At 59.4% G+C, this 19,725-nt stretch carries 24 protein-coding genes, 2 pseudogenes and 1 riboswitch; of the genes and pseudogenes, 12 read left to right on the top strand and 14 right to left on the bottom strand.

Features of this window, described 5'->3' with window-relative positions; genetic code table 11:
* Positions 1-141: pseudogene (locus LG371_RS03370) on the top strand (tryptophan synthase subunit beta); the annotation flags it as partial.
* A 151-nt stretch (positions 142-292) separates the two neighbouring features.
* On the opposite strand, the gene LG371_RS03365 reads toward LG371_RS03370, so the two are convergent.
* Together LG371_RS03365 and LG371_RS03360 are read right to left on the bottom strand one after the other, a co-directional pair.
* On the bottom strand, positions 293-760 hold the full coding sequence (locus LG371_RS03365) for a hypothetical protein (RefSeq protein WP_225747733.1): 468 nt from the start codon (positions 758-760) through the stop codon (positions 293-295).
* A gap of 40 nt (positions 761-800) precedes the next feature.
* A riboswitch (TPP riboswitch) is annotated at positions 801-895 on the bottom strand.
* A gap of 227 nt (positions 896-1,122) precedes the next feature.
* On the bottom strand, positions 1,123-1,707 hold the full coding sequence (locus LG371_RS03360; RefSeq protein ID WP_067593243.1) for a DNA glycosylase: 585 nt from the start codon (positions 1,705-1,707) through the stop codon (positions 1,123-1,125).
* A gap of 170 nt (positions 1,708-1,877) precedes the next feature.
* Between LG371_RS03360 and LG371_RS03355 the strand changes: the two genes are divergently transcribed.
* The 5 genes from LG371_RS03355 to LG371_RS03335 all read left to right on the top strand — a co-directional run bounded on the left by LG371_RS03355 (position 1,878) and on the right by LG371_RS03335 (position 5,991).
* Positions 1,878-2,093, top strand: a complete 216-nt coding sequence (locus LG371_RS03355) for a YdcH family protein (protein ID WP_067593246.1) — start codon at positions 1,878-1,880, stop codon at positions 2,091-2,093.
* A 263-nt stretch (positions 2,094-2,356) separates the two neighbouring features.
* Positions 2,357-2,812 (top strand): type II 3-dehydroquinate dehydratase, encoded by a 456-nt coding sequence (gene aroQ / locus LG371_RS03350; RefSeq protein WP_067593249.1) that lies wholly within the window; start codon positions 2,357-2,359, stop codon positions 2,810-2,812.
* 33 nt (positions 2,813-2,845) lie between these two features.
* Positions 2,846-3,301 (top strand): acetyl-CoA carboxylase biotin carboxyl carrier protein, encoded by a 456-nt coding sequence (gene accB, locus LG371_RS03345; protein ID WP_225747732.1) that lies wholly within the window; start codon positions 2,846-2,848, stop codon positions 3,299-3,301.
* A gap of 60 nt (positions 3,302-3,361) precedes the next feature.
* Entirely contained in the window at positions 3,362-4,732 is a 1,371-nt protein-coding gene (gene accC / locus LG371_RS03340; RefSeq protein ID WP_225747731.1) for an acetyl-CoA carboxylase biotin carboxylase subunit, read from the top strand.
* A gap of 293 nt (positions 4,733-5,025) precedes the next feature.
* Positions 5,026-5,991: a S49 family peptidase gene (locus LG371_RS03335; protein ID WP_225747730.1), complete on the top strand. Its 966-nt coding sequence runs from the start codon at positions 5,026-5,028 to the stop codon at positions 5,989-5,991.
* A gap of 85 nt (positions 5,992-6,076) precedes the next feature.
* On the opposite strand, the gene LG371_RS03330 is transcribed toward LG371_RS03335, so the two are convergent.
* Positions 6,077-6,502: a hypothetical protein gene (locus LG371_RS03330; protein ID WP_225747729.1), complete on the bottom strand. Its 426-nt coding sequence runs from the start codon at positions 6,500-6,502 to the stop codon at positions 6,077-6,079.
* A 233-nt stretch (positions 6,503-6,735) separates the two neighbouring features.
* Here LG371_RS03330 and LG371_RS03325 point away from each other — a divergent pair, with 233 nt between their 5' ends.
* The 3 genes from LG371_RS03325 to LG371_RS03310 all read left to right on the top strand — a co-directional run bounded on the left by LG371_RS03325 (position 6,736) and on the right by LG371_RS03310 (position 8,209).
* Positions 6,736-7,218 (top strand): hypothetical protein, encoded by a 483-nt coding sequence (locus tag LG371_RS03325; RefSeq protein WP_225747728.1) that lies wholly within the window; start codon positions 6,736-6,738, stop codon positions 7,216-7,218.
* Positions 7,219-7,481: 263 nt separating this feature from the next.
* Positions 7,482-7,988, top strand: a complete 507-nt coding sequence (locus LG371_RS03315; protein WP_067593267.1) for a protein disulfide oxidoreductase — start codon at positions 7,482-7,484, stop codon at positions 7,986-7,988.
* The gene (locus tag LG371_RS03310) at positions 7,976-8,209 is read left to right on the top strand and encodes a hypothetical protein (RefSeq protein ID WP_225747727.1); all 234 of its coding nucleotides are present in this window, start codon (positions 7,976-7,978) and stop codon (positions 8,207-8,209) included. Before LG371_RS03315 ends, LG371_RS03310 begins: the two co-directional genes overlap by 13 nt.
* Before the next feature lie 87 nt (positions 8,210-8,296).
* On the opposite strand, the pseudogene tpx reads toward LG371_RS03310, so the two are convergent.
* Positions 8,297-8,704: pseudogene (gene tpx / locus LG371_RS03305) on the bottom strand (thiol peroxidase); the annotation flags it as partial.
* Between the two features lie 94 nt (positions 8,705-8,798).
* Here tpx and LG371_RS03300 point away from each other — a divergent pair.
* On the top strand, positions 8,799-9,377 hold the full coding sequence (locus tag LG371_RS03300) for a hypothetical protein (protein WP_225747726.1): 579 nt from the start codon (positions 8,799-8,801) through the stop codon (positions 9,375-9,377).
* 53 nt (positions 9,378-9,430) lie between these two features.
* Here the strand turns inward: LG371_RS03300 and LG371_RS03295 are convergent, their stop codons facing one another.
* The 10 genes from LG371_RS03295 to rpmH form a co-directional block, all read right to left on the bottom strand.
* Positions 9,431-10,243, bottom strand: coding sequence for a symmetrical bis(5'-nucleosyl)-tetraphosphatase (locus LG371_RS03295; protein WP_067593276.1), 813 nt, complete (start codon positions 10,241-10,243; stop codon positions 9,431-9,433).
* A 103-nt stretch (positions 10,244-10,346) separates the two neighbouring features.
* Positions 10,347-10,733 carry a RidA family protein gene (locus LG371_RS03290; protein ID WP_067593279.1) on the bottom strand — a complete coding sequence of 129 codons (387 nt, stop codon included), beginning with the start codon at positions 10,731-10,733 and terminating at the stop codon, positions 10,347-10,349.
* Between the two features lie 146 nt (positions 10,734-10,879).
* Positions 10,880-12,013 carry a tRNA (uridine(54)-C5)-methyltransferase TrmA gene (gene trmA / locus LG371_RS03285; protein WP_225747725.1) on the bottom strand — a complete coding sequence of 378 codons (1,134 nt, stop codon included), beginning with the start codon at positions 12,011-12,013 and terminating at the stop codon, positions 10,880-10,882.
* A 414-nt stretch (positions 12,014-12,427) separates the two neighbouring features.
* Positions 12,428-13,009, bottom strand: coding sequence for an opacity family porin (locus tag LG371_RS03280; RefSeq protein ID WP_225747724.1), 582 nt, complete (start codon positions 13,007-13,009; stop codon positions 12,428-12,430).
* A 99-nt stretch (positions 13,010-13,108) separates the two neighbouring features.
* Complete coding sequence (locus LG371_RS12230) at positions 13,109-13,231, bottom strand: hypothetical protein (protein ID WP_255593059.1); 123 nt, start codon at positions 13,229-13,231, stop codon at positions 13,109-13,111.
* Positions 13,232-14,158, bottom strand: a complete 927-nt coding sequence (gene ppk2, locus LG371_RS03275; protein WP_067593286.1) for a polyphosphate kinase 2 — start codon at positions 14,156-14,158, stop codon at positions 13,232-13,234. It abuts the gene before it with no gap.
* A 203-nt stretch (positions 14,159-14,361) separates the two neighbouring features.
* On the bottom strand, positions 14,362-16,005 hold the full coding sequence (yidC, locus tag LG371_RS03270) for a membrane protein insertase YidC (RefSeq protein WP_225747723.1): 1,644 nt from the start codon (positions 16,003-16,005) through the stop codon (positions 14,362-14,364).
* A 124-nt stretch (positions 16,006-16,129) separates the two neighbouring features.
* Positions 16,130-16,342 carry a membrane protein insertion efficiency factor YidD gene (gene yidD, locus LG371_RS03265; protein WP_067593292.1) on the bottom strand — a complete coding sequence of 71 codons (213 nt, stop codon included), beginning with the start codon at positions 16,340-16,342 and terminating at the stop codon, positions 16,130-16,132.
* On the bottom strand, positions 16,336-16,677 hold the full coding sequence (gene rnpA / locus LG371_RS03260; RefSeq protein ID WP_225747722.1) for a ribonuclease P protein component: 342 nt from the start codon (positions 16,675-16,677) through the stop codon (positions 16,336-16,338). Before rnpA ends, yidD begins: the two co-directional genes overlap by 7 nt.
* Before the next feature lie 2 nt (positions 16,678-16,679).
* Entirely contained in the window at positions 16,680-16,814 is a 135-nt protein-coding gene (rpmH, locus tag LG371_RS03255) for a 50S ribosomal protein L34 (protein WP_082890768.1), read from the bottom strand.
* Between the two features lie 198 nt (positions 16,815-17,012).
* Here rpmH and dnaA point away from each other — a divergent pair, with 198 nt between their 5' ends.
* Positions 17,013-18,578, top strand: coding sequence for a chromosomal replication initiator protein DnaA (gene dnaA / locus LG371_RS03250; RefSeq protein WP_067593297.1), 1,566 nt, complete (start codon positions 17,013-17,015; stop codon positions 18,576-18,578).
* A gap of 15 nt (positions 18,579-18,593) precedes the next feature.
* Entirely contained in the window at positions 18,594-19,697 is a 1,104-nt protein-coding gene (gene dnaN, locus LG371_RS03245; protein WP_067593300.1) for a DNA polymerase III subunit beta, read from the top strand.
* Positions 19,698-19,725: the final 28 nt, after the last annotated feature.

Below are 19,725 nucleotides of genomic sequence, written 5' to 3'. Positions count from 1 at the left end.
GTTTACCACGCCGCGCGTTTGTCCGAGCATTTGGGCGGCGCGCAAATCTGGTTGAAGCGCGAAGACCTGAACCACACCGGCGCGCACAAGGTAAATAACACCATCGGCCAAGCCCTGCTTGCCCGCCACATTGCTCGTCGCCCAAAACGCCGGTGCCAAAAACAACATCACATAAGGATGCGGCAAACCATTCGCCTGCCAAACACGGAAACGCATAACCAATCCTTTTCAAACAAAAATCCAAGCCGGAAGGCTACCTGAAACAAGATAGCCAACCACTATTCAATCCCTTTCAAACCAATACTTTCAGGTAGCCTCGCCAACCCCAAACTCCCAGATAGAGCATGTACCACAAATGTGCCGTGTTGTGCTGCCCCTGCTGGCGCAGCCGAACGGAGCGCGGTTTTTCGGGGAACAAGGGCTTGCATGTTCGAAGCGGCGCAGCCGCAAGTTGCGAGCCCGCCCGAAAAATTGCGTGGAGTGAGGGAAGTTTGCGTAGCAAACCTGTGCCCGCAGTCGTCTTTCTTTTGCTTCCTTTTCTTTGGCGAAGCAAAGAAAAGGAAGTGCCCGCGCCGGCATGAGGCGCAAGGGTGAACAAAGTATAAATGGCGAAGGCTACCTGAAATTTGGATTCAGCCTGAAACTCCATCCTTCCCCCTGCGGGGAAGTAAGCAGCCGCAGCTTCAGCCTCGCCCAACACCAGGCGCAAAAAAAGCGCCCCATCCATCGGAGCGCCATCGCGTTGCCGCAGCAGAGCCATCCCTGCCGCCTGCGGCCGCCAATCCGGCCGGCCAAGCCAACCCAAGCAACCGCGAGTTCCCTACGCCGGCATTAACCGGTTCAGGTGCAACGGGTATGATCTCAGCCGCGCAAGGCAGCACCCCGACTCAAGGGAGCGGATTATATCCCCCTGCCGTCCGTTTTCAAACCGCATCTGCCCGGCAGCCCAAGCCCGAAGCGCCTGCCAATATTTTCAGGTAGCCATTCCGGTTTGGAGAAATAGCGTGTGCACAAAACGCACGCAGTCGGCAGGCCGGCTTCGCCCCAGGCGCACCCAAGCCATGCCTACCGCCCGGCAACTTTTCAGGTAGTCTCAAGCAGCTTTCAAAGGCTACCTGAAAACTACACCAGCCCCGCCATCTCGAAAAACGCCCGATACGCCGCCGCCTTTTTCTGCAAACTCAGCGGATAAGCCCGCGAAGTGGAGGGCAGGCGCGTGAGCGTCAAATCCCGGCCGGCAAAGGGAAAAGGCAGCGTTTCGCCCGTTTTCGGCAGCTTGGGCGGATCGGGCAGCAGCGAAAGCAACACTTCCGTGGCCTTGCCGCCGGTGGTGCACAAATGGCGGCAGCGCGGCAATTGGCCGAGCACAGCGGCCAAATCCACCTTTTCCACCACGCGCAAAAACTTATCCGAAGCATTATCCTGCCCGCGCACCGCCTTGAGCACGGTGGGGCAGGAAGCGATGCCGCGCCCGCGCAGGAAGGCCTTGATTTTCTCCGCGTCAAACGCTTTCTCTCCAAGCTTTTGAAAATGCGCGGCATCGTGGAAAAACACCAGCCCGTAGATGCGCCACATATCGTTTTGGAAATTGGGATAGTGAAACGCCATGGCGTGCTTCTCTGCCTTGGGCGGGAAGGTGCCCATCATCATTACGCGGGCATCGGGCGGCAGCAGCGCGGGGAAAGGGTGGCTTTCGATTTCGGGCATGGTGGCTCCTCGGCAAACGGGGCTTCATTATAAAGCGAACAAAGGCGGCGGGCGGTTCGATTTTTCGCGCCGGCTATGGTAGAGTTATACCTAACAGATTATTCGTTTATAGCGGAATCAATTATCTTCCGCCATGTCTCCAACCAACCCGATAGAAAGAGAGGGAAATCATGTTTCCGGAATATCGCGACCTAATCAGCCAGCTCAAACAAACCGACAAACGCTTCGCCCGCCTGTTCGACGAACACAACGAGCTGGACGAAAAAATCGCCAATATGGCGAAAAACCCGGTTACCGGTAATCTCGACGAAGTGGACGAGCTGAAAAAGCAAAAACTGCACCTGAAAGACCAGCTCTACCAAATCCTCAAGCAGCACGATAAATAAGCCGCCACCCAGGCATTGAAGGCTACCTGAAAACCCCGCGCCGCATTTTTGCTTTGCAGAAACCCCACAGCGCTACGGTTTTCAGGTAGCCTTTCTTAGCAAAGCTTGCCATTTCCATACAGATAAATACAAAAACTGGACATTTCCCCCACTATCGCCGAAAATGGCGGTCTGCTCCGCGCCCCGGCAAGCACCGTTTTCCCAACGGAATCCCGCCCGGCCGCGCCGCTTCATTTAATTTATCCACCCCGCAACCATCCAGCATGAAACCCCTCATCCTCGTGATGCACGGCCCCAACCTCAACCTTTTGGGGCAGCGCGAACCGGAAATCTACGGCCGCACCACCCTCGCCGACATCAACGCCGGCCTGGAAGCCCGCGCCCAAGCCGCCGGTTTCGCCTTCGAAGCCGTGCAGAGCAACGCCGAAGCCGTGCTGGTGGAACGCGCCCAAGCGGCCATGACCGACCGCACCGCCTTCATCATCATCAACCCGGCCGCCTTCACCCACACCAGCATCGCCCTGCGCGACGCCCTGGCCGCCGCCGGCAAACCCTTCATCGAAGTCCACCTCTCCAACGTGCACGCCCGCGAGCCCTTCCGCCGCCATTCCTACCTTTCCGACCTGGCGCAGGGCGTGGTGTGCGGGCTCGGCGCCTTCGGCTACCGCGCCGCGCTGGACTTCGCCATCGAATCTCTGCAACAACAACAAGCCGGTTAACATCCGGCTCCGCACCCTGAAAAGGACAACACTATGGATTTACGCAAACTCAAAAAACTCATCGACTTGGTGGAAGAATCCGGCATTGCCGAGATTGAAGTAACCGAAGGCGAAGAAAAAGTGCGCATCACCCGCTCGCTGGCCGCGCCGCAAGCCGTGTATGCCCCCGCGCCCGCCGTGGCCGCCGCCCCGGCTCCCGCTGCTGCCGCGCCTGCCGCAGCAGCCGCTCCCGCCGCCGCCCCGAGCCGCGACTTGAGCAAAGCGCAAACCTCGCCCATGGTGGGCACTTTCTACCGCGCCCCCGGTCCGAACGCGCCCGTATTTGTGGAAGTGGGCCAGAGCGTGAACGCCGGCGACACCCTGTGCATCATCGAAGCCATGAAGCTGATGAACGAAATCGAAGCCGAACGCAGCGGCGTGGTGAAAGAAATTCTGGTGGGAAACGGCCAGCCGGTGGAGTTTGGCGAGCCGCTGTTTATCATCGAATAATTTTTCAGGTAGCCCCTGGCCGCAGCGCAGAGGCTACCTGAAAACCATAAGGCAAAGATTATGCTGAAAAAAGTCCTCATCGCCAACCGTGGCGAAATCGCCCTGCGCGTATTGCGCGCCTGCCGCGAAATGGGCATCGCCACCGTGGCGGTACACTCCGAAGCCGACAACGACAGCCTGCACGTGAAGCTGGCTGACGAATCCGTGTGCATCGGCCCCGCCCCCTCCGCGCAGAGCTATCTGCACATCCCCTCCATCATTGCCGCCGCCGAAGTTACCGGCGCCGACGCCATCCACCCCGGCTACGGCTTCCTCGCCGAAAACGACCGCTTTGCCGAGCAAGTGGAAGAATCCGGCTTCATCTTCATCGGCCCGCGCGCCGACACCATCCGCCTGATGGGCGACAAAGTATCCGCCAAAAAAGCCATGCTCGAATCCGGCGTGCCCTGCGTGCCCGGCTCCGACGGTGCGCTTTCCGACGACCCCGACGAAATCCTCGCCACCGCCGAGCGCGTGGGCTACCCCGTGATCATCAAAGCCTCCGGCGGCGGCGGCGGGCGCGGCATGCGCGTAGTGGAGAAAAAAGAAGACCTGCTCAAAGCCGTGGAAATGACCAAGGCCGAAGCCGAAGCCGCCTTCGGCAACCCGATGGTGTATATGGAACGCTTCCTGCAACGCCCGCGCCATGTGGAAATGCAGGTGCTGGCCGACGAACACGGCAATGCCATCTACTTGGGCGAGCGCGACTGCTCCATGCAACGCCGCCACCAAAAAGTGATCGAAGAAGCCCCCGCCCCCGGCATCACCGCCAAAGAGCGCGAGAAAATCGGCAAAGCCTGCGTGGCCGCCTGCAAACGCATCGGCTACCGCGGCGCCGGCACCTTCGAATTTTTGTATGAAGACGGCGAATTCTTCTTCATCGAAATGAACACCCGCGTGCAGGTGGAACACCCCGTTACCGAGCTGGTAACCGGCATCGACATCGTGCAGGAACAGCTGCGTATTGCCGCCGGCCTCCCCTTGCAATATAAGCAGAAAGACGTGGTGATCCAAGGGCATGCCTTCGAGTGCCGCATCAATGCCGAAGACCCATACAGCTTCCTGCCCAGCCCCGGCTGCATCACCAGCTGCCACCTGCCCGGCGGCTTCGGCGTGCGCGTGGACAGCCACATCTACCAGGGCTACCGCATCCCGCCGAACTACGACAGCCTCATCGGCAAAATCTGCGTATACGGCAAAGACCGCGAGCAGGCCATGGCCAAAATGCGCGTGGCGCTGGCCGAGCTCACCGTGAGCGGCATCAAAACCAACACCCCGCTGCACGACGACCTGTTCCGCGATCCCGGCTTCGCCAAAGGCGGCGTGAGCATCCACTATCTCGAACACTGGCTGGAAGAGCGCAAAGCCAGGCTGCAAGCCGAAAAGCAATAGCTTGATTGCAGGCAAGAAAAAGGCTACCTGAAAAGTGATTTCCGCTTTTCAGGTAGCCTTTTGGTGAACAGCCCCGCCGATAGATTGCCACCGTGCAAAGGCTGGCTGACAGCAAAAGCATCAACAAGTTCCAACCATGCACCGGCCTCATCCCGACCCGCACCCATCGGCAGAAACCGCCCCCGACGCCGCGTGTTACAATAGCCGCCCTTTCCCGCCGGCATCAGGCGCATACCGCCCTTCTTTTTCAGGTAGCCCCTCCGGCATTCCACCCACTTCAAGAAAGACAGCCCATGAAACCCATCATCCGCCGCAGCAGCGAGCCCGACAGCGGCAACTGGGAGCGCGACACCCTGGAAAAACTCCTGCTCGAAGCCTACCGCGAGCAGCGCCGCGCCCGCATTTGGAAGCTCATCTTCCGCCTGCTGCTCATCGCCTTCCTCGCCCTCTACCTCTTCGCCATCTTCGGCAAACTCGGCAGCCTCAACCCCGCCGCCGCCGAGCCGCACACCGCCGTCATCCGCCTCGAAGGTGCCATCACCGCCAGCGAAAACCAAGCCGGCAAACTGCGCCAAGGCCTCGAAGCCGCCTATAAAAACAAACATGTGCGCGGCATCATCATCCGCGCCAACAGCCCCGGCGGTTCGCCCGTGGTATCCAACGTGGCCTACCGCGAAATCCGCCGCCTGCGCGCCGAACACCCCAACATCCCCGTGTATGTGGTGGCCGAAGACATGTGTGCCTCCGGCTGCTACTACATCGCTGCCGCCGCCGACAAAATCTACGCCGACCCCTCCAGCATCGTGGGCAGCATCGGCGTAGTCGGCAGCAGCTTCGACCTCACCGGCCTCATGCACAACATGGGCATCCAGCGCCGCCAGCGCACCGCCGGCAGCAACAAAGGCATGGGCGACCCCTTCAGCCCCGAAACCCCCGAGCAAACCGCCATCTGGCAAGGCATGCTCGACGACATCCACCAGCAGTTCATCAAAGCCGTGCGCGACGGCCGCGGCAAACGCCTGCACGAAGCGGAAAACCCCGACCTCTTCAGCGGCCGCGTGTACACCGGCCACGAAGCGCTCAAAACCGGCCTCATCGACGGCCTGGGCGACATCTACAGCGTATCGCGCGACATCATCAAAGCCCCCGAGCTGGTGGACTACACCCCCGCCGACGACTTCAGCCGCCTGTTTGGCAAAGGCGTGGGCGCCAGCGTGCGCCAAGGCCTGTATGAAGCCGCGCAGGAACAGCCCTGGTAGGCAAACCGCCTGGGTTTGAAGCCATGCTAAAAGGCTACCTGAAAACCAAAATCTGGTTTTCAGGTAGCCTTTTCATCAGCCCGCCCTAGCTGCGCGCGGCTTCGCGGTATGCTTCGCAGCCGAATTCCTTATCGGCATTGCCGAAGGCAGTGGTGCGGATGGAAACGATGGTGCCGTCGGGCTCGGTTACGGCAATACGGTAGCTGTGGCCAACGTGCTGCCGGTAGTTTTGGAAATATTGCACATTGCCGGACTGGCCCACATAGCCCTGCTTGATTTCATAGTGTTCAACGCGCCAGCCGTAGAGGTTGCGCACCCGATTATTTTTCACGCAATTGAGGCGGATGATGTCGGGCATGCGGCGGGCGCGCTTAACTATAAACTCGGTCACATCTTTGCCGCGCCAAACGATGGTGTCGTTCACCAGAACTTCGGTGGCGCAGCCGGCCAGCAGCAGGGCAGCGGCAAACAGGGGCGGCAGCCGTTTGAGGAAAGGGAAAGGGTGGGTCAAGATGCGTTCCTTGTGAATGTTCTCCTGCCGCCAAACCGCGTGGCGGGGCGCAATATTAACATAGCTAAAGCCAGCCTCCCAATTGCCATTAAAGGCTACCTGAAAATCTGTTTGCCCCATTAATTCACTTCCTTGAGGCCAATGTTTTCAGGTAGCCTTTTGCCGGCCGATATCGAAAAATCAACTTGCCCGCTATATAATCCCGCCATTCCCACACCCTTCAGGAGAACACCATGCCCGCCCTCCCCCGCCTGCTCGTCGCCGCCGTATCCGCCGCCCTGCTGCTCAACGGCTGCGCCAACAGCTCGGCCAACCAATACACCACCACCCAAGCGCAAAACGCCGCACGCGTTTACTACGGCGAAGTGCTGTCGGTTACCCCCACCACCATCAAAGGCGAAAGCAGCCCGCTGATCACCACCGCCGGCTCCCTGCTGGGCGGCATCGGCGGCAGCAACATCGGCAAAGGCCGCGGCGAAGCCGTGAGCGCCATTCTGGGCGCCATCATCGGCGGGCTCGGCGCCGAAGCCCTCACCCGCGGCATCGATTCCCAGCGCGGCTACGAAATCGTGGTGCAGATCGAAGGCACGCGCGACGCCGTTTCCGTGGTGCAGAAAGACGACATCGCCTTCCAGCCCGGCCAGCGCGTGCGCGTATTGCAGGGCGGCAACGGCGTCACCCGCGTGCTACCTTTAAATCAACCAGCGCGCTATTAAGCCCTGCTCCAGCAAACAAAAGGCTACCTGAAAACTTTCTAGGGTTTTCAGATAGCCTTTTCACTCTTATGATTGATACGATGATGGAAAAGCTCTCGCTCCAACTTGCCATAACTGCTCAGGCTGTCTATATAAATAATGCTGTCAGGCACGATTTCCTTCTTGATTATGTGCATAATAGCCCATATGCTCACACATACTTTCAGGTAGCCTCCTCCGCCCAAAAGGCTACCTGAAAACCACCTCCATCACAAACCAAACCCATGTCCCTCACCCACCCACGCCTTTTCCACTTCCTGCGCCAAGCCGCCGGCACGCTTGCCGCCTTCCTCATCATCAGCCTGCTGATGGATTGGTATCGCGCGCCCGCCGTGCCGCCGCAGGCCGCCGCGCTGCCGCTGCACACCCTCCAAGGCCGACACACCACGCTGGCCGAAGCCGGCGGCTCGCAAACCGCCGTGCTGTATTTCTGGGGCTCGTGGTGCGGCGTGTGCCGGCTCTCCTCGCCGGCGGTGGACAAACTGTCGCGCCGCGGCGTGCCCGTGGTGGGCGTGGCCTTGCAGTCGGGCAGCGATGCCGACGTACGCAGCTACCTGAAGCAGTTCGACACGGTAAACGACCCGCACGGCCAATGGGCGCAGCAATGGCAAGTGCGGGTTACGCCCACCATCGTGCTGGTGAAAAACGGCCGCGTGCGCCACAGCACCACCGGCGCCGCCAGCTACTGGGGTCTGCGCGCCCGCATTGCCCTGCTCGATTGGCTGGGCTGAGCGGCAGGCTACCTGAAACCAATCCGGCCGGTTTTCAGGTAGCCCAAGCTTGGCAAACCGCCGAAAAAGCACTATCCTTCGCCGCGCAACACCCCCTCTCCATCAACATCAAGAAAAGGATAGCAAAATGGCAAACATCACCTTCCGCGGCACCCCCGCCCACACCGTGGGCAGCCTGCCCGCCGCCGGCCAATAAGAAAGGCTACCTGAAAACGGTTTGAGGGTTTCAGGTAGCCTGTGTTTCGGCTCAAGCCGGGCCGCCTGCGCATTCATGAAGGCAGGTGGCTCGGTGTGCGGCGGGCGTGGGCTTAGAGCGCGGCCAGTGCGGCGTCGTAGTTTGGCTCTTGGCCGATTTCGGGCACGAGCTCGGCGTGCAGCACTTTATCGTTTTCATCGAGCACCAGCACGGCGCGGGCGGTGAGGCCGCGCAGCGGGGTGTCGGCCAGGGTGAGGCCGTAGTCTTGGCCGAAGCTGCTGCGGAAGCTGGAGAGCGTGACCACGTTTTCGATGCCTTCGGCGCCGCAGAAGCGGGAGAGGGCGAAGGGCAAGTCGGCAGAAATGCACAGCACCACGGCGTTTTGCAGCGCGGCGGCGCGTTGGTTGAAGGTGCGCACGGATTGTGCGCACACGCCGGTGTCGATGCTGGGGAAAATGTTGAGCACTTTGCGTTTGCCGGCGAAATCGGCCAAGGCTTGGTCGGACAAATCGGCGGCTGCCGCGGGCGGGGGCGGCGGCTTGGCGGCTGACAGTGCAGTTTTGCAAAACTGAAGTCAGGTTTACCGGATTGCCGGCGTTGTCTACCGATTGCGCTTGCAGCAGCGCCACGGCGTTCACGCGGGTTACGTTGGCCGGGGTGGCTTTGCCGGTTACCCAGATCACGCCGTTGCCGTAGTAGCTGTTTTGCTGCTGGCCATTGCTGTCGTTCAGCACGCGCCACAGGCCGGGGGAAACCTGGTTGTTGATTTTCAGCTGAGCCACCACAAGGGTATTGTCTTTGATGCCGTACATGGCATTAACCTGTTGCTGCTGACCGCCGGCGGCTTGGCAGGTGTAGCGGGCTTCCACGGTGCGGTCGATGCCGTCCACCTGGGCTACCTGAATATTGCCGATGGCGGCGGTGGATTCGCCGCCCTGCTGTGCCTGCTGGCCTTGCTGTTGGGTTTGCGGCTGGCCTCCTTCAGGGGCTTTGCTGCTGGAGCAGGCGCTCAGGGCGAGGATGGCCAGGGCGGCGGGAATAATCACTTTGCTGTTCATGGAAACTCCTTAGTTATTGGTTGGGAAACGCATTGTTGCAATGAAAACGGCCTAGGGCAGGCAGTCTGCCCGAAGCGATGCGAACGGGCGCATTGTAGCAAAAGCCTGCCCGGACTGCCCGCCTGTTCGTGTTAATAATCTTTAAAATCAGCGGTAGAAGCCGCTGAGGCTGCCTGAAATTTCCTGCTTTACTCAAACTGCTTGGGCTGCTTGGAGGCTACCTGAAAAATCTGTTGGCTGCTCAAATCGAGCGCGGTGAGCCGGTTGCCCCAGAGTGCGCCGGTGTCGATGCCGGCCACGTTCTCGCCCTGATAGAGGCCCAGCGCCGACCAATGGCCGAATATGGTTTGGCGGCTGAGGGTTTGCCGATTTGGCGCGCGAAACCAGGGCATGAGGTGGGCGGGCATATCGGGCAGGGTGCCTTTGTAGTCGAATTCCATTTGGCCGCTGCGGTATAGGGCACGCATGCGGGTGAACACGTTGGTGGCGAAGCGCAGGCGGTCGGTTTCGTTGTCGGCGCGGTCGGTGTCGGGCATATTGCCGTACATGTGGGCGAAAAACCAATCGGGGCGGCTTTGCAGGGCGGCGGCCACTTCGCTAGCGCGCTGCTGGGCTTGGCGCACGTCCCATTGCGGCCAGATGCCGGCGTGCACGAGGATGTGGCGTTCGGTGTGCAGCATCAGGGGCTGGCGCAGCAGCCAATCGAGCAGGGCTTGGCGGTCGGGGGCGGCAAGGATGTCGCCCACGGTGTCGCTGCGTTTGAGTTTGCCGTGGCCGTGGGCGATGGCGAGCAGGTGCAGGTCGTGGTTGCCGAGCACGGTTTGGATGCTGCCTTCGTGCTGCTTCACGTAGCGCAGGCAGGCGAGGGATTGGGGGCCGCGGTTGACCAGGTCGCCCACGAGCCAGAGGGTGTCGCGGCCGTGTTGGAAGCCGATGTGGGCGAGCAGCTCTTGAAATTCGTCGAAACAGCCTTGCAGGTCGCCGATTGCGTAGTGTGCCATATTGTAGATAATTGTTTAAAAATAGGTTCTGTAAATCAAAGGCTACCTGAAAATTGTAGCTTCGCAGAAACTGCGCTGCGCTTTCAGGTAGCCTTTATGCGGCTTAGGCGTTCAACACCACCACGCCTTCCACTTCCACCAGCACTCCTTTGGGCAGGGCTGATACTTGCACGGCGGCGCGGGCGGGGAAGGGCTCGCGGCAGTATTCGCCCATGATTTGGTTGAAGGTGGCGAAGTGGGAGAGGTCGGTGAGGTAGGCGTTGAGTTTCACCACGTCGTCGAAGCTGCCGCCGGCGGCTTCAATCACGGCTTTGAGGTTTTCAAACACTTGGCGGGTCTGCTCGGCAAAGCCGCCTTCCACCACCTGCATGGTGGCGGGCACAAGCGGAATCTGGCCGCTCAAATACACGGTGTTGCCGGCGCGCACGGCTTGGGAATAGGCGCCGATGGCGGCGGGGGCGTGGTCGGTGTGGATGATGGTTTTGGCCATGAGGAAACTCCTTTGTTTGCGGTTGTAGATGGAGCTGGGATTATATCGCTAAGGGGCGGGGCAACCCAAACGCAAACGCTCCGGCACAGGATAAAGGCTACCTGAAAACCCAAATTGTTTTTCAGGTAGCCTCTGCAGCCACACGCCTAGCGCCGCTTCAGCAACACTCCGCTCTCAATATGCGGCGTAAACGGGAATTGGTCGAACAGCGCCGCGCGCTCGATGCGGTGCGTTGGCGCGAGCACGCCCAAGTTGGCGTGCAGCGTTTCCGGGTTGCAGGAAACATAAATAATATTGTCGAACTCTTGCAGCAGGCGCAGTGTGCCGGCGTCCACCCCCGCGCGCGGCGGGTCTACAAACACGGTGGAAAAGGCATAATCCGCCAAATCAATGCCCTGCTCCTGCAAACGGCGGAAGGTGCGCACGCCGTGGAAGGCCTGGGTGAACTCCTCCGCCGAAAGCCGCGCCAGCCGGATATTGGCCGCGCCGTTGGCCTCGATATTCCACTGCGCCGCCTGCACCGAAGTTTTCGACAATTCCGTGGCCAACACCCGCCGGAAATAGCGCGCCAGCGGCAGCGTGAAATTGCCGTTGCCGCAATAAAGCTCCAGCAAATCCCCGCCCAAGCCCGCCGCCGCGCCGCAGGCCCAATCCAGCATCTTTTGGCACACATGGGCATTGGGCTGGCTGAAGCCGCCTTCGTATTGGCGGTATAGCCATTCGCGCCCACCGGCCGCCAGCCGTTCGGTAACAAAATCCTGCGCCAGCACCAGCTTCTGCCCGCGGCTGCGCCCGATAATCATGATGCCCAGCTCGCGCTGCAAACGCTCCGCCGCCGCCTGCCAACGCCCATCCAGCCGTTTGTGGTAAATCATGCCCACCAGCATGTCGCCGCTCAAAGTGGACAAAAATTCGCACTGATACCAACGCTCGCGCAGCAGCGGATCGGCCTGCACCGCCGCGAGCAGCTTCGGCATCAGCGCATTGATGGCCGCCGAAGCCGCCGGCAGCCCCTCCAGCCGCCGCAGCGAAGCCGCGCCCGCCTTCTGCCCCGGCTCAAACATGGCATAGCTGATGCGCTCCCCATCGTGCCACACGCGGAACTCCGCGCGCATCCGGTAATGCCGCTCCGGCGAGGCAAACACCTGCCACTCGGGCGGCGCAAACTCGGCAAAACGCTGTTTCAGGTAGCCTGCCTTTTGTTGCAGCTGGGCGGCGTATTCGGGGCTGGGGGCAGAGTCGGTCATCGCGTTGGGCTCGGGAGGAAGAAAGTGCCGCATTATATCGCCCGGGCGCGGGCAGTCCAAATGAGGCTACCTGAAAGCGTGAGCTTCAACGAAGTTAAAACGATGTCTTGCGAAGCAAGGCTGAGTTTCTGCGCAGCTAAAACGTGAGCTGCAACGAAGTGAAAGCCTTGCGCCCGTTTCGAGCCCGCAAAAGGCTAGCTGAAAATTTGAGCCGCGCAGCAACTCAGCCTTGGCTAAGCCAAAACATCGTTTTAGCTGCACAGAAACTCCGCTTCCTTCGGAAACATCGTTTTCGTGAAATTCGCTCCATTTATTTTCAGGTAGCCTTTTTGCCGCTCTGCCAATCAGCCGGCTTGCGATTACGGCATTGTTATGCGAGATGCCCATAACAAAACCGCCCCAGCCTTTGCGGCTGCGGGCGGTTTGCTGGCAAGCGGTTTCGCAAAATCAGAATTTCACGCGCACGCCGGCGGAAACTTCGTGGGAATCCACTTTCACGCCGTCGAATTTGCCCCAGTAGTTGTAGCGGTAGCCTGCATCTAGGGCGATGCTTTGGGTGATGTCGTAGCCCACGCCGGCCAGGATGCCGACGCCGGCTTTGGTTTTGCGGGTTTCGTAGTGCTCGAAGCCGCCGGTGCCGCGTTCGGTGGTGTCGAAGGATACGCGGTTGAGGCCGAGGCGTGCGCCGGCATAGGGTTTCACCGGGGCGCCCAGGTCGAAATCGTAAATGGCGGAAACGCCGAGGCTTTGGAATTTGGCTTCGGCATCATAAGAGGTGGAGCTGCTGATGCGACCGCTTTCGCTGCGGGATTTGTAGTGGGTGTAGTCGGCGGCCACGCGGAAATCGCCGAAGTCGTAGCCGAAGGATACGCGCGGGCTGAAGCCTTTTGCGGTGGCGCTTTCGCCGTACACTTCGCCTTTTACGGAAGCATGGCCGAGGTCGCCTTGCACGTAGAAGCCGCGGTTGTCGTCGGCCAGGGCAAGGCCGGAAAGGGAAAGGGCGATGAGTGCCGCCAGAGCTTTTTTCATGATGTTTTCCTTGCAAGATAAAAGGTTGTTTGAATAAGCGGCAGCTATGGAAACTGCCGGCCGGGCGAATTGTATGGCGTGGCGGCGGTTTGGGCAATCTTAAAAGACTTTAACGAAATTATGTGTTGGAATCTTGCCATGCAGGATGGGCAAGATGCTGCCGCCCAGCAAAAGGCTACCTGAAAAATATTTTTCAGGTAGCCTTTTTGGCTGTGCCGCCAATCAGTCGGCATTCATATTGATGTTGTCTTTAAACTGCGCGTTGGGCACTTGCACGATCAGCGGATCTACCGGGCCGATGGCTTTGAGGTCGCGGTCGGGGTAGTCGAGGGCGTGCAGGAAGAAGCGGATGCAGTTGAGGCGGGCACGTTTTTTGTCGTCGGATTTGATGATGGTCCAGGGCGCGTCGCCGGTATGGGTGTGGAAGAACATGGTGTTCTTGGCCTCGGTGTAGGCGTCCCAGCGGTCGAGCGATTCGATATCCACCGGGGAGAGTTTCCAGTGTTTCAAGGGGTCGTCGCGGCGGGAGATGAAGCGGCGCAGCTGCTCTTCGCGCGACACGGAAAACCAGAATTTAAACAAGTGCATGCCGCTGTTTACCAGCATGCGCTCCAGCTCGGGCGCCTGGCGCATGAATTGCAGGTATTCATGCGGCTCGCAAAAGCCCATCACGCGCTCCACGCCGGCGCGGTTATACCAAGAACGGTCGAAAAACACCATTTCGCCGGCGGTAGGCAAATGGTTGATATAACGTTGGAAATACCATTGTCCGCGCTCTCGGTCGCTGGGTTTTTCCAAGGCCACCACGCGGGCGCCGCGCGGGTTGAGGTGTTCCATATAGCGTTTGATGGTGCCGCCTTTGCCGGCGGCGTCGCGGCCTTCAAACAGGGCGGCGATGCGGCTGCCGCTGTCTTTCACCCAGCTCTGCACTTTCAGCAGCTCGATTTGCAGCTTTTTCTTTTCTTTTTCATACACATTGCGGCTAATGCGGGTGCGGTAGGGGTAGCTTTCGGGCAGCGGGGCGACGGAAGAGTTTTCGCTGCTGCGGTTGCCGCTGTATTGCAGCACTTTCTCTTCAAACACTTGCAGGCGGTCTTTGCGCTCCGATAAGTCGATTTCTTCAAACGGCTTGAGTTGGTGGTCGGTCATATTGTGCCCCTTATGGCGTGTTGTTGATGAAACTTTATCCTTTAAACTAATGGGGCAATTTTAACCTTGAAGAGGCTACCTGAAAAGATGAGAAACCATAAAAACGCGCTGTTCCGCGCCGGCCGGAGCAACGGTTTATTCAAGCCTTAACAAACAAGCCCGAACTGCGAGGAGTTCGGGCTTGCTGCTTGTGCCGCCGCGGCTTAGTGCACGTGCGTGGTGGCGGCAATTTTGCGGTTGATCAGCCATTGCTGCGCCATACTCAGCAGGTTGTTCACCACATAGTAGAGCACCAAGCCGGCCGGGAAGAAGAAGAACATGGCGGAGAACACCAGCGGCATAATCTTCATCATTTTGGCCTGCATCGGGTCGCTCGGCGGCGGGCTGAGCCTAGTTTGCAAGAACATGGTTACCGCCATCAAAATCGGCAGAACATACAGCGGGTCGGGGCGGGCCAAGTCGGCCACCCAGCCCCAAGAAGCCTGGCGCAGCTCAACCGAAGCAAACAGCACCCAATACAGGCCGATAAACACCGGGAACTGCAACAGCATGGGCAGGCAGCCGCCCAGCGGGTTGATTTTCTCTTCTTTGTACATCTTCATCATGGCCTGCTGCAGCGCCATGCGGTCGTCGCCGTGCTGTTTTTTCAGCATTTCCAGCTTGGGCGCCACGGCGCGCATTTTGGCCATGGAGCGGTAGGAGGCATTGGTGAGCGGCAGGAGCAGGGTTTTCACGATGATGGTGAGCAGCACGATAGACCAGCCCCAGTTGCCGATCATGCCGTGCAGCCAGTTCAGAAGCTGGAACAGCGGCGCGGCGACGATGTGGGTGCGGCCGTAGTCTTTCACCAAGTCCAGGCGGTCGGCCACTTTGCTGATTACGGAATACTCTTGCGGGCCGGCATATAGCTCCACTGGCACACTCAGCTTCTGGCCGGCGGCAATCGCAGGCAGCGGCACGCGCACGCCGGCGGAATAGAGGTTGTCGCTGCGGCGTTTGATATCGAGAAGGCAGGCGCCGTTTTGGCAGATGCTGTTGCCGTCTTTGGGCTGCAAAATCCACACGGTGGTGAAATAGTGCTGGGTGAAGCCGATCCAGCCTGATTGGGCGGTGCGTTGGTAGTCGGCGGTATCGCGGCGGGAGGCGAAGTCGTCGTCCAAATCGCCAAACTGCACTTTTTGGAATTTGCCTTCCGGCGTGTACACCACGGGGCCGGCATAGGTTTGGTTGAAATAGCCGCTGCCTTCGGGCTTGCTGTTGTCGCGCAATACGCGGTACACGCCGTCGAGTTTCAGCGGCTCGGCAGTATTATTGGTGATGTCGAAGCGCACATCGATCACATAGCTGCCTTTGCTGAAGGTGTACACCTTATCCACCTGGATGCCGTTGGCTTCAGGCGCGCTCAGGCGCACCTCCAGCTTGTCGCCGGTGAGGGTGTAGCTGTTTTGCGCGGCCTTAAATTGGCTGTCTTGCAGCAGATAGTTGCCTTTGGCATCCATCAGCAGCGACTGCACCAAATATTTGTGTTCGCGGCTGTCGGAAAGCAGGGTGAAGGTTTTGCTGGCATCGCTGGTGGCGTTGTGCTTGAGCAAATCGAGGCCGCGCAGATCGCCGCTGTTTTCGTCGATCACGGCTTTGAGCGTGTCGGTAGTAACGGTGATCGGCTTGGTCGGAGTGAGCTCGGCTCCGGCCGAGGGCGCAGCAGCAGCGGTTTGCTGCGCCGTTTCCTGGGCAGCCTGTTCGGGCTGCTGCGGCGGGCGGGGGCTGATAAACTCCCAAGCCAGCAGGATTATCACGGCCACGACAGCAAAAGCCATCATCCTTTTCAGATCGTTGTTGGATTCCATAAAATCGGGTTCCGTTTTTGGCAAGATAAACGGTAGTCTACCAGGGCAGGCAGGCTACCTGAAAACATGAACTTCGGCGAAGTGAACCAAAACTTCAATGCAGTTGCACAGCGCAACCGTTGCGCTAAGGCACCGGATCAAACCCGCTGCCGCCCCAAGGATGGCAGCGGCAAACGCGCTTGAGCGCCAACCAACCGCCTTTGAGCGCACCGTATTTGCGCACGGCTTCAAGGGCGTATTGCGAACAGGTGGGCTGATAGCGGCAGCGTGGCGGCAGCATCGGGCTGACAGCATATTGGTAAAACCGTATCAAGCCAAGCAGAATTTTGGCTAACATGTCTTCTTCGGCACAATCCGCTCCAGCTGCGCCCACACCTGTTGCAATTCAGACGAATCAAACGGCCGGCGGGCGCGGATAACCAAATCGCAACCGTCCAAGCGGTGCCGGTTGAGCCGGAACCACTCGCGCAGGGCGCGCTTCATATAGTTGCGGCGGTTGGCGCGGCGGGCAGTTTTCTTGGGCACCACCAAGCCCAGGCGGGGATGCCCCAAACCGTTCGGCTTGCTCCACAGCTGCAACGCCGGCTGCGATTTCATCCGGCGTAAAGCAAAAACGGATGAGAAATCATCCGTTTTCAGTAAGCGGTATGTTTTGCCGAAACAGTAGTCCACTGTTATACGGCCAAACGTTTACGGCCTTTGGCACGGCGTGCAGCCAATACAGCACGACCGCCGCGGGTTCTGGAACGAACCAAAAAGCCGTGGGTGCGTTTGCGGCGGATAACGGAAGGTTGATAAGTGCGTTTCATGATGTTTCCCGTGAAAATTAAGTCTAAAAGCTGAAAGCGGCGTATTACACCTGATTTTGCTGATATTGTCAAACTCGCAGCGCATCAGGCCGGCATTTTCCCGCCTTGGTAAGCCCCCTGAATTTTGGGTATAATCCGCCCGCATTCCGCCCCCTGCTAGGGCGCCGCCGTATTCCGTTTCCCTTCCGACTGCCCACCATGACGCTCGAACAATTCTGGCCGTACTGCCTGCATCATTTGCGCCACACTCTGCCCGCCAAACAGTATCAAAGCTGGATTGCGCCGCTGAGTGTGGACCAAGCGGCGGGCGGCGAATGGGTAGTGTATGCGCCCAGCCGTTTTGTGCTGAATATGCTGCGCACGCGCTATGCAAACGAAATCCGCAGCCTGTTGCAACAAAGGCTACCTGAAAATACGCCGGAGCTGATTTTCCAGCAAGGGCAGGGCAAACAATACGCTCCCGCCAACGAGCCTTGGCCGGACGCCGCCACCCAACAGCCTGTGCCGAAACCGGCCGCCGCACCCGCAAAAACATCGCCCGCAAAAGCAAAAAAAGCTGCCGACAAAGCCGTCCCTGCCGACAAACGCACTGCCCTGGAAATGGTACAGGCGCGCCTGGAAAGCCTGGGCATCGCCCCGCAGCCGGAACAGCCTGCCGCCGCGCCGCCCGTTGCCCCCAAACCCGCTGCCACCAAAACTGCGCCTGCCGACAAACGCAGTGAACAACAAAAACAGCGTTATGCGCAAACCAACCTGTCGCCGGAATATACTTTCGACACCCTGGTGGAAGGCAAAGGCAACCGCCTGGCCGTGGCCGCCGCCCGTTCCATTGCCGAAAACCCCGGCAAAAACTACAACCCGTTTTTCCTCTACGGCAGCACCGGCTTGGGCAAAACCCATCTGGCGCAGGCCGTGGGCAACGAACTGTTGCGGCTCAAGCCCGAAGCCAAGGTTTACTATATGCACGCCGAAGACTTCGTGCGCGGCATGATTCAGGCCTTCCGCAACCACGCCCACGACGCCTTCCGCCAACAATACAAACCCTACGATTTTCTGATTATCGACGACATCCAATTCATCAAAGGCAAAGACCGCAGCATGGAAGAGTTTTTCCACCTGTATAACCATTGCCACCACCACAAAAAACAGATTATCCTTACCTGCGACGTGTTGCCCACCAAAATCGACGACATGGACGACCGCCTGAAGTCGCGCTTTTCTTGGGGCCTAACGCTGGAATTGGAGCCGCCGGAGCTGGAGATGCGGGTGGAGATTTTGCAGAAGAAAGCCGAGTCCGTGGGTATCGAGCTCAAAGAAGAGGCCGCGTTTTTCATCGCCACCCACGTGCGCTCCAACGTGCGCGAACTGGAGGGGGCCTTCAAACGGGTGGAGGCACGCAGCCGTTTCGAGCACAAACCGATCGACGTCGAGCTCGCCACCGAAGCCCTGCAAGACATCGTGGCCGGCAATTTCAAGCCCATCAACCTGCCGTTGATTATGGACGCGGTGGCCAAATATTACGGCATCCGTACCGCCGACCTCATCGGCAAAAAGCGCGCCCAAGGCATCGTCCGCCCGCGCCATCTGGCCATCAAGCTTGCCCGCGAGCTGACCACCCACAGCTACGAAGACATCGGTAAAGCCTTCGGCGGGCGCGACCACAGCACCGTGCTCAACTCGGTAAAAAAAGCCGACGAGCTGCGCCAGAGCGATGCCGAAATCGCCCAAGATTACGAAAAACTGCTGATTATAATCAAAAATTAACCAAGGAAGCCTTTCATGCTGATTTTAGAAACCGAGCGCGACTCCCTGCTCAAACCGCTGCAAGCCGTAACCGGCATTGTGGAGCGCAAGCACACCCTGCCAATCCTCTCCAACGTGCTGATTGAGCGCAGCGGCGGCCAAATCAACATCTTGGCTACCGATTTGGAAATCCAAATCCACACCCACGGCCCGCACTCTGATGCCGACGATTTCCGCATCACCACCAACGCCAAAAAGCTGCAAGACATCCTGCGTGCCCTACCCGAAGGCGCCATCGTGGTGCTGGATTGGGCGCAAAACCGCCTTACTTTGAAAGCCGGCAAATCCCGTTTCGCCCTGCAAACCCTGCCGGCGGAAGATTTCCCGTTGATGAGCGTGGGCGAAGAAGTGGTGTCGGCCTTCACCCTGCCGCAGGAAACCCTGCGCAACATGCTCTCGCAGGTACAATACGCCATGGCGGTGCAGGATATCCGCTACTATCTCAACGGCCTCCTGATGCAGGTGGAGGGCAGCAACCTGCGCCTGGTGGCCACCGACGGCCACCGCCTGGCCTACTCCGCCGCCGTGATCGATGCCGACCTGCCCAAGGCCGAAGTCATCCTGCCGCGCAAAACCGTGCTCGAGCTGTTTAAGCTGCTCAACCGCCCGGAAGAGCCCGTAACCGTGGAGCTGCTGAACAACCAAGTACGCTTCCGCTGCAACGACACCGTGGTGGTAAGCAAAGTGGTAGACGGCAAATTCCCAGATTTCAACCGTGTGATTCCGCAAGACAACGACAAAATCTTCCTGCTCGGCCGCCTGCCGTTGTTGGGCGCCTTGGAGCGTGCCGCCATTTTGGCCAACGAGAAATTCCGCGGCGTGCGCCTGCAGCTGCGCCCCGGCCTGCTGAGCGTGTTGTGCAGCAACAGCGAGCAGGAAGAAGCGCGCGAAGAGCTGGAAATCGCCTATCAGGGCGCCGAGCTGGAAGTGGGCTTCAACATCAACTACCTGATGGACGTGCTGCGCAACGTGCACGCCGAAGACATCCAACTGGCCTTTGGCGATGCCAACCGCTCCACCCTGTTCACCATCCCCGACAACGCCGATTTCAAATACATCGTGATGCCGATGCGCATTTGATCGGGCATTGCCCCGCATGAAGCACAAC

Source organism: Eikenella sp. Marseille-P7795, from assembly GCF_916618725.1.
Taxonomy (GTDB): Bacteria; Pseudomonadota; Gammaproteobacteria; order Burkholderiales; family Neisseriaceae; genus Eikenella; species Eikenella longinqua.
Note: the sequence above shows the minus strand (reverse complement) of the source record. Positions and strands in the feature narration are given on the sequence as shown.

Bases quoted from the DNA above. Each gene is read 5' to 3' on its own strand.
- LG371_RS03280 (WP_225747724.1), bottom strand. From the start codon at position 13,009: ATGAAAAAAGCTCTGGCGGCACTCATCGCCCTTTCCCTTTCCGGCCTT.
- accB (WP_225747732.1), top strand. From the start codon at position 2,846: ATGGATTTACGCAAACTCAAAAAACTCATCGACTTGGTGGAAGAATCC.
- aroQ (WP_067593249.1), top strand. From the start codon at position 2,357: ATGAAACCCCTCATCCTCGTGATGCACGGCCCCAACCTCAACCTTTTG.
- ppk2 (WP_067593286.1), bottom strand. From the start codon at position 14,158: ATGACCGACCACCAACTCAAGCCGTTTGAAGAAATCGACTTATCGGAG.
- trmA (WP_225747725.1), bottom strand. From the start codon at position 12,013: ATGCGGCACTTTCTTCCTCCCGAGCCCAACGCGATGACCGACTCTGCC.
- yidD (WP_067593292.1), bottom strand. From the start codon at position 16,342: ATGTTAGCCAAAATTCTGCTTGGCTTGATACGGTTTTACCAATATGCT.
- dnaA (WP_067593297.1), top strand. From the start codon at position 17,013: ATGACGCTCGAACAATTCTGGCCGTACTGCCTGCATCATTTGCGCCAC.
- LG371_RS03325 (WP_225747728.1), top strand. From the start codon at position 6,736: ATGCCCGCCCTCCCCCGCCTGCTCGTCGCCGCCGTATCCGCCGCCCTG.
- LG371_RS03355 (WP_067593246.1), top strand. From the start codon at position 1,878: ATGTTTCCGGAATATCGCGACCTAATCAGCCAGCTCAAACAAACCGAC.
- yidC (WP_225747723.1), bottom strand. From the start codon at position 16,005: ATGGAATCCAACAACGATCTGAAAAGGATGATGGCTTTTGCTGTCGTG.
- LG371_RS03365 (WP_225747733.1), bottom strand. From the start codon at position 760: ATGGCTCTGCTGCGGCAACGCGATGGCGCTCCGATGGATGGGGCGCTT.
- dnaN (WP_067593300.1), top strand. From the start codon at position 18,594: ATGCTGATTTTAGAAACCGAGCGCGACTCCCTGCTCAAACCGCTGCAA.
- LG371_RS03360 (WP_067593243.1), bottom strand. From the start codon at position 1,707: ATGCCCGAAATCGAAAGCCACCCTTTCCCCGCGCTGCTGCCGCCCGAT.
- accC (WP_225747731.1), top strand. From the start codon at position 3,362: ATGCTGAAAAAAGTCCTCATCGCCAACCGTGGCGAAATCGCCCTGCGC.
- LG371_RS03295 (WP_067593276.1), bottom strand. From the start codon at position 10,243: ATGGCACACTACGCAATCGGCGACCTGCAAGGCTGTTTCGACGAATTT.
- LG371_RS03335 (WP_225747730.1), top strand. From the start codon at position 5,026: ATGAAACCCATCATCCGCCGCAGCAGCGAGCCCGACAGCGGCAACTGG.
- LG371_RS03290 (WP_067593279.1), bottom strand. From the start codon at position 10,733: ATGGCCAAAACCATCATCCACACCGACCACGCCCCCGCCGCCATCGGC.
- LG371_RS03315 (WP_067593267.1), top strand. From the start codon at position 7,482: ATGTCCCTCACCCACCCACGCCTTTTCCACTTCCTGCGCCAAGCCGCC.
- rpmH (WP_082890768.1), bottom strand. From the start codon at position 16,814: ATGAAACGCACTTATCAACCTTCCGTTATCCGCCGCAAACGCACCCAC.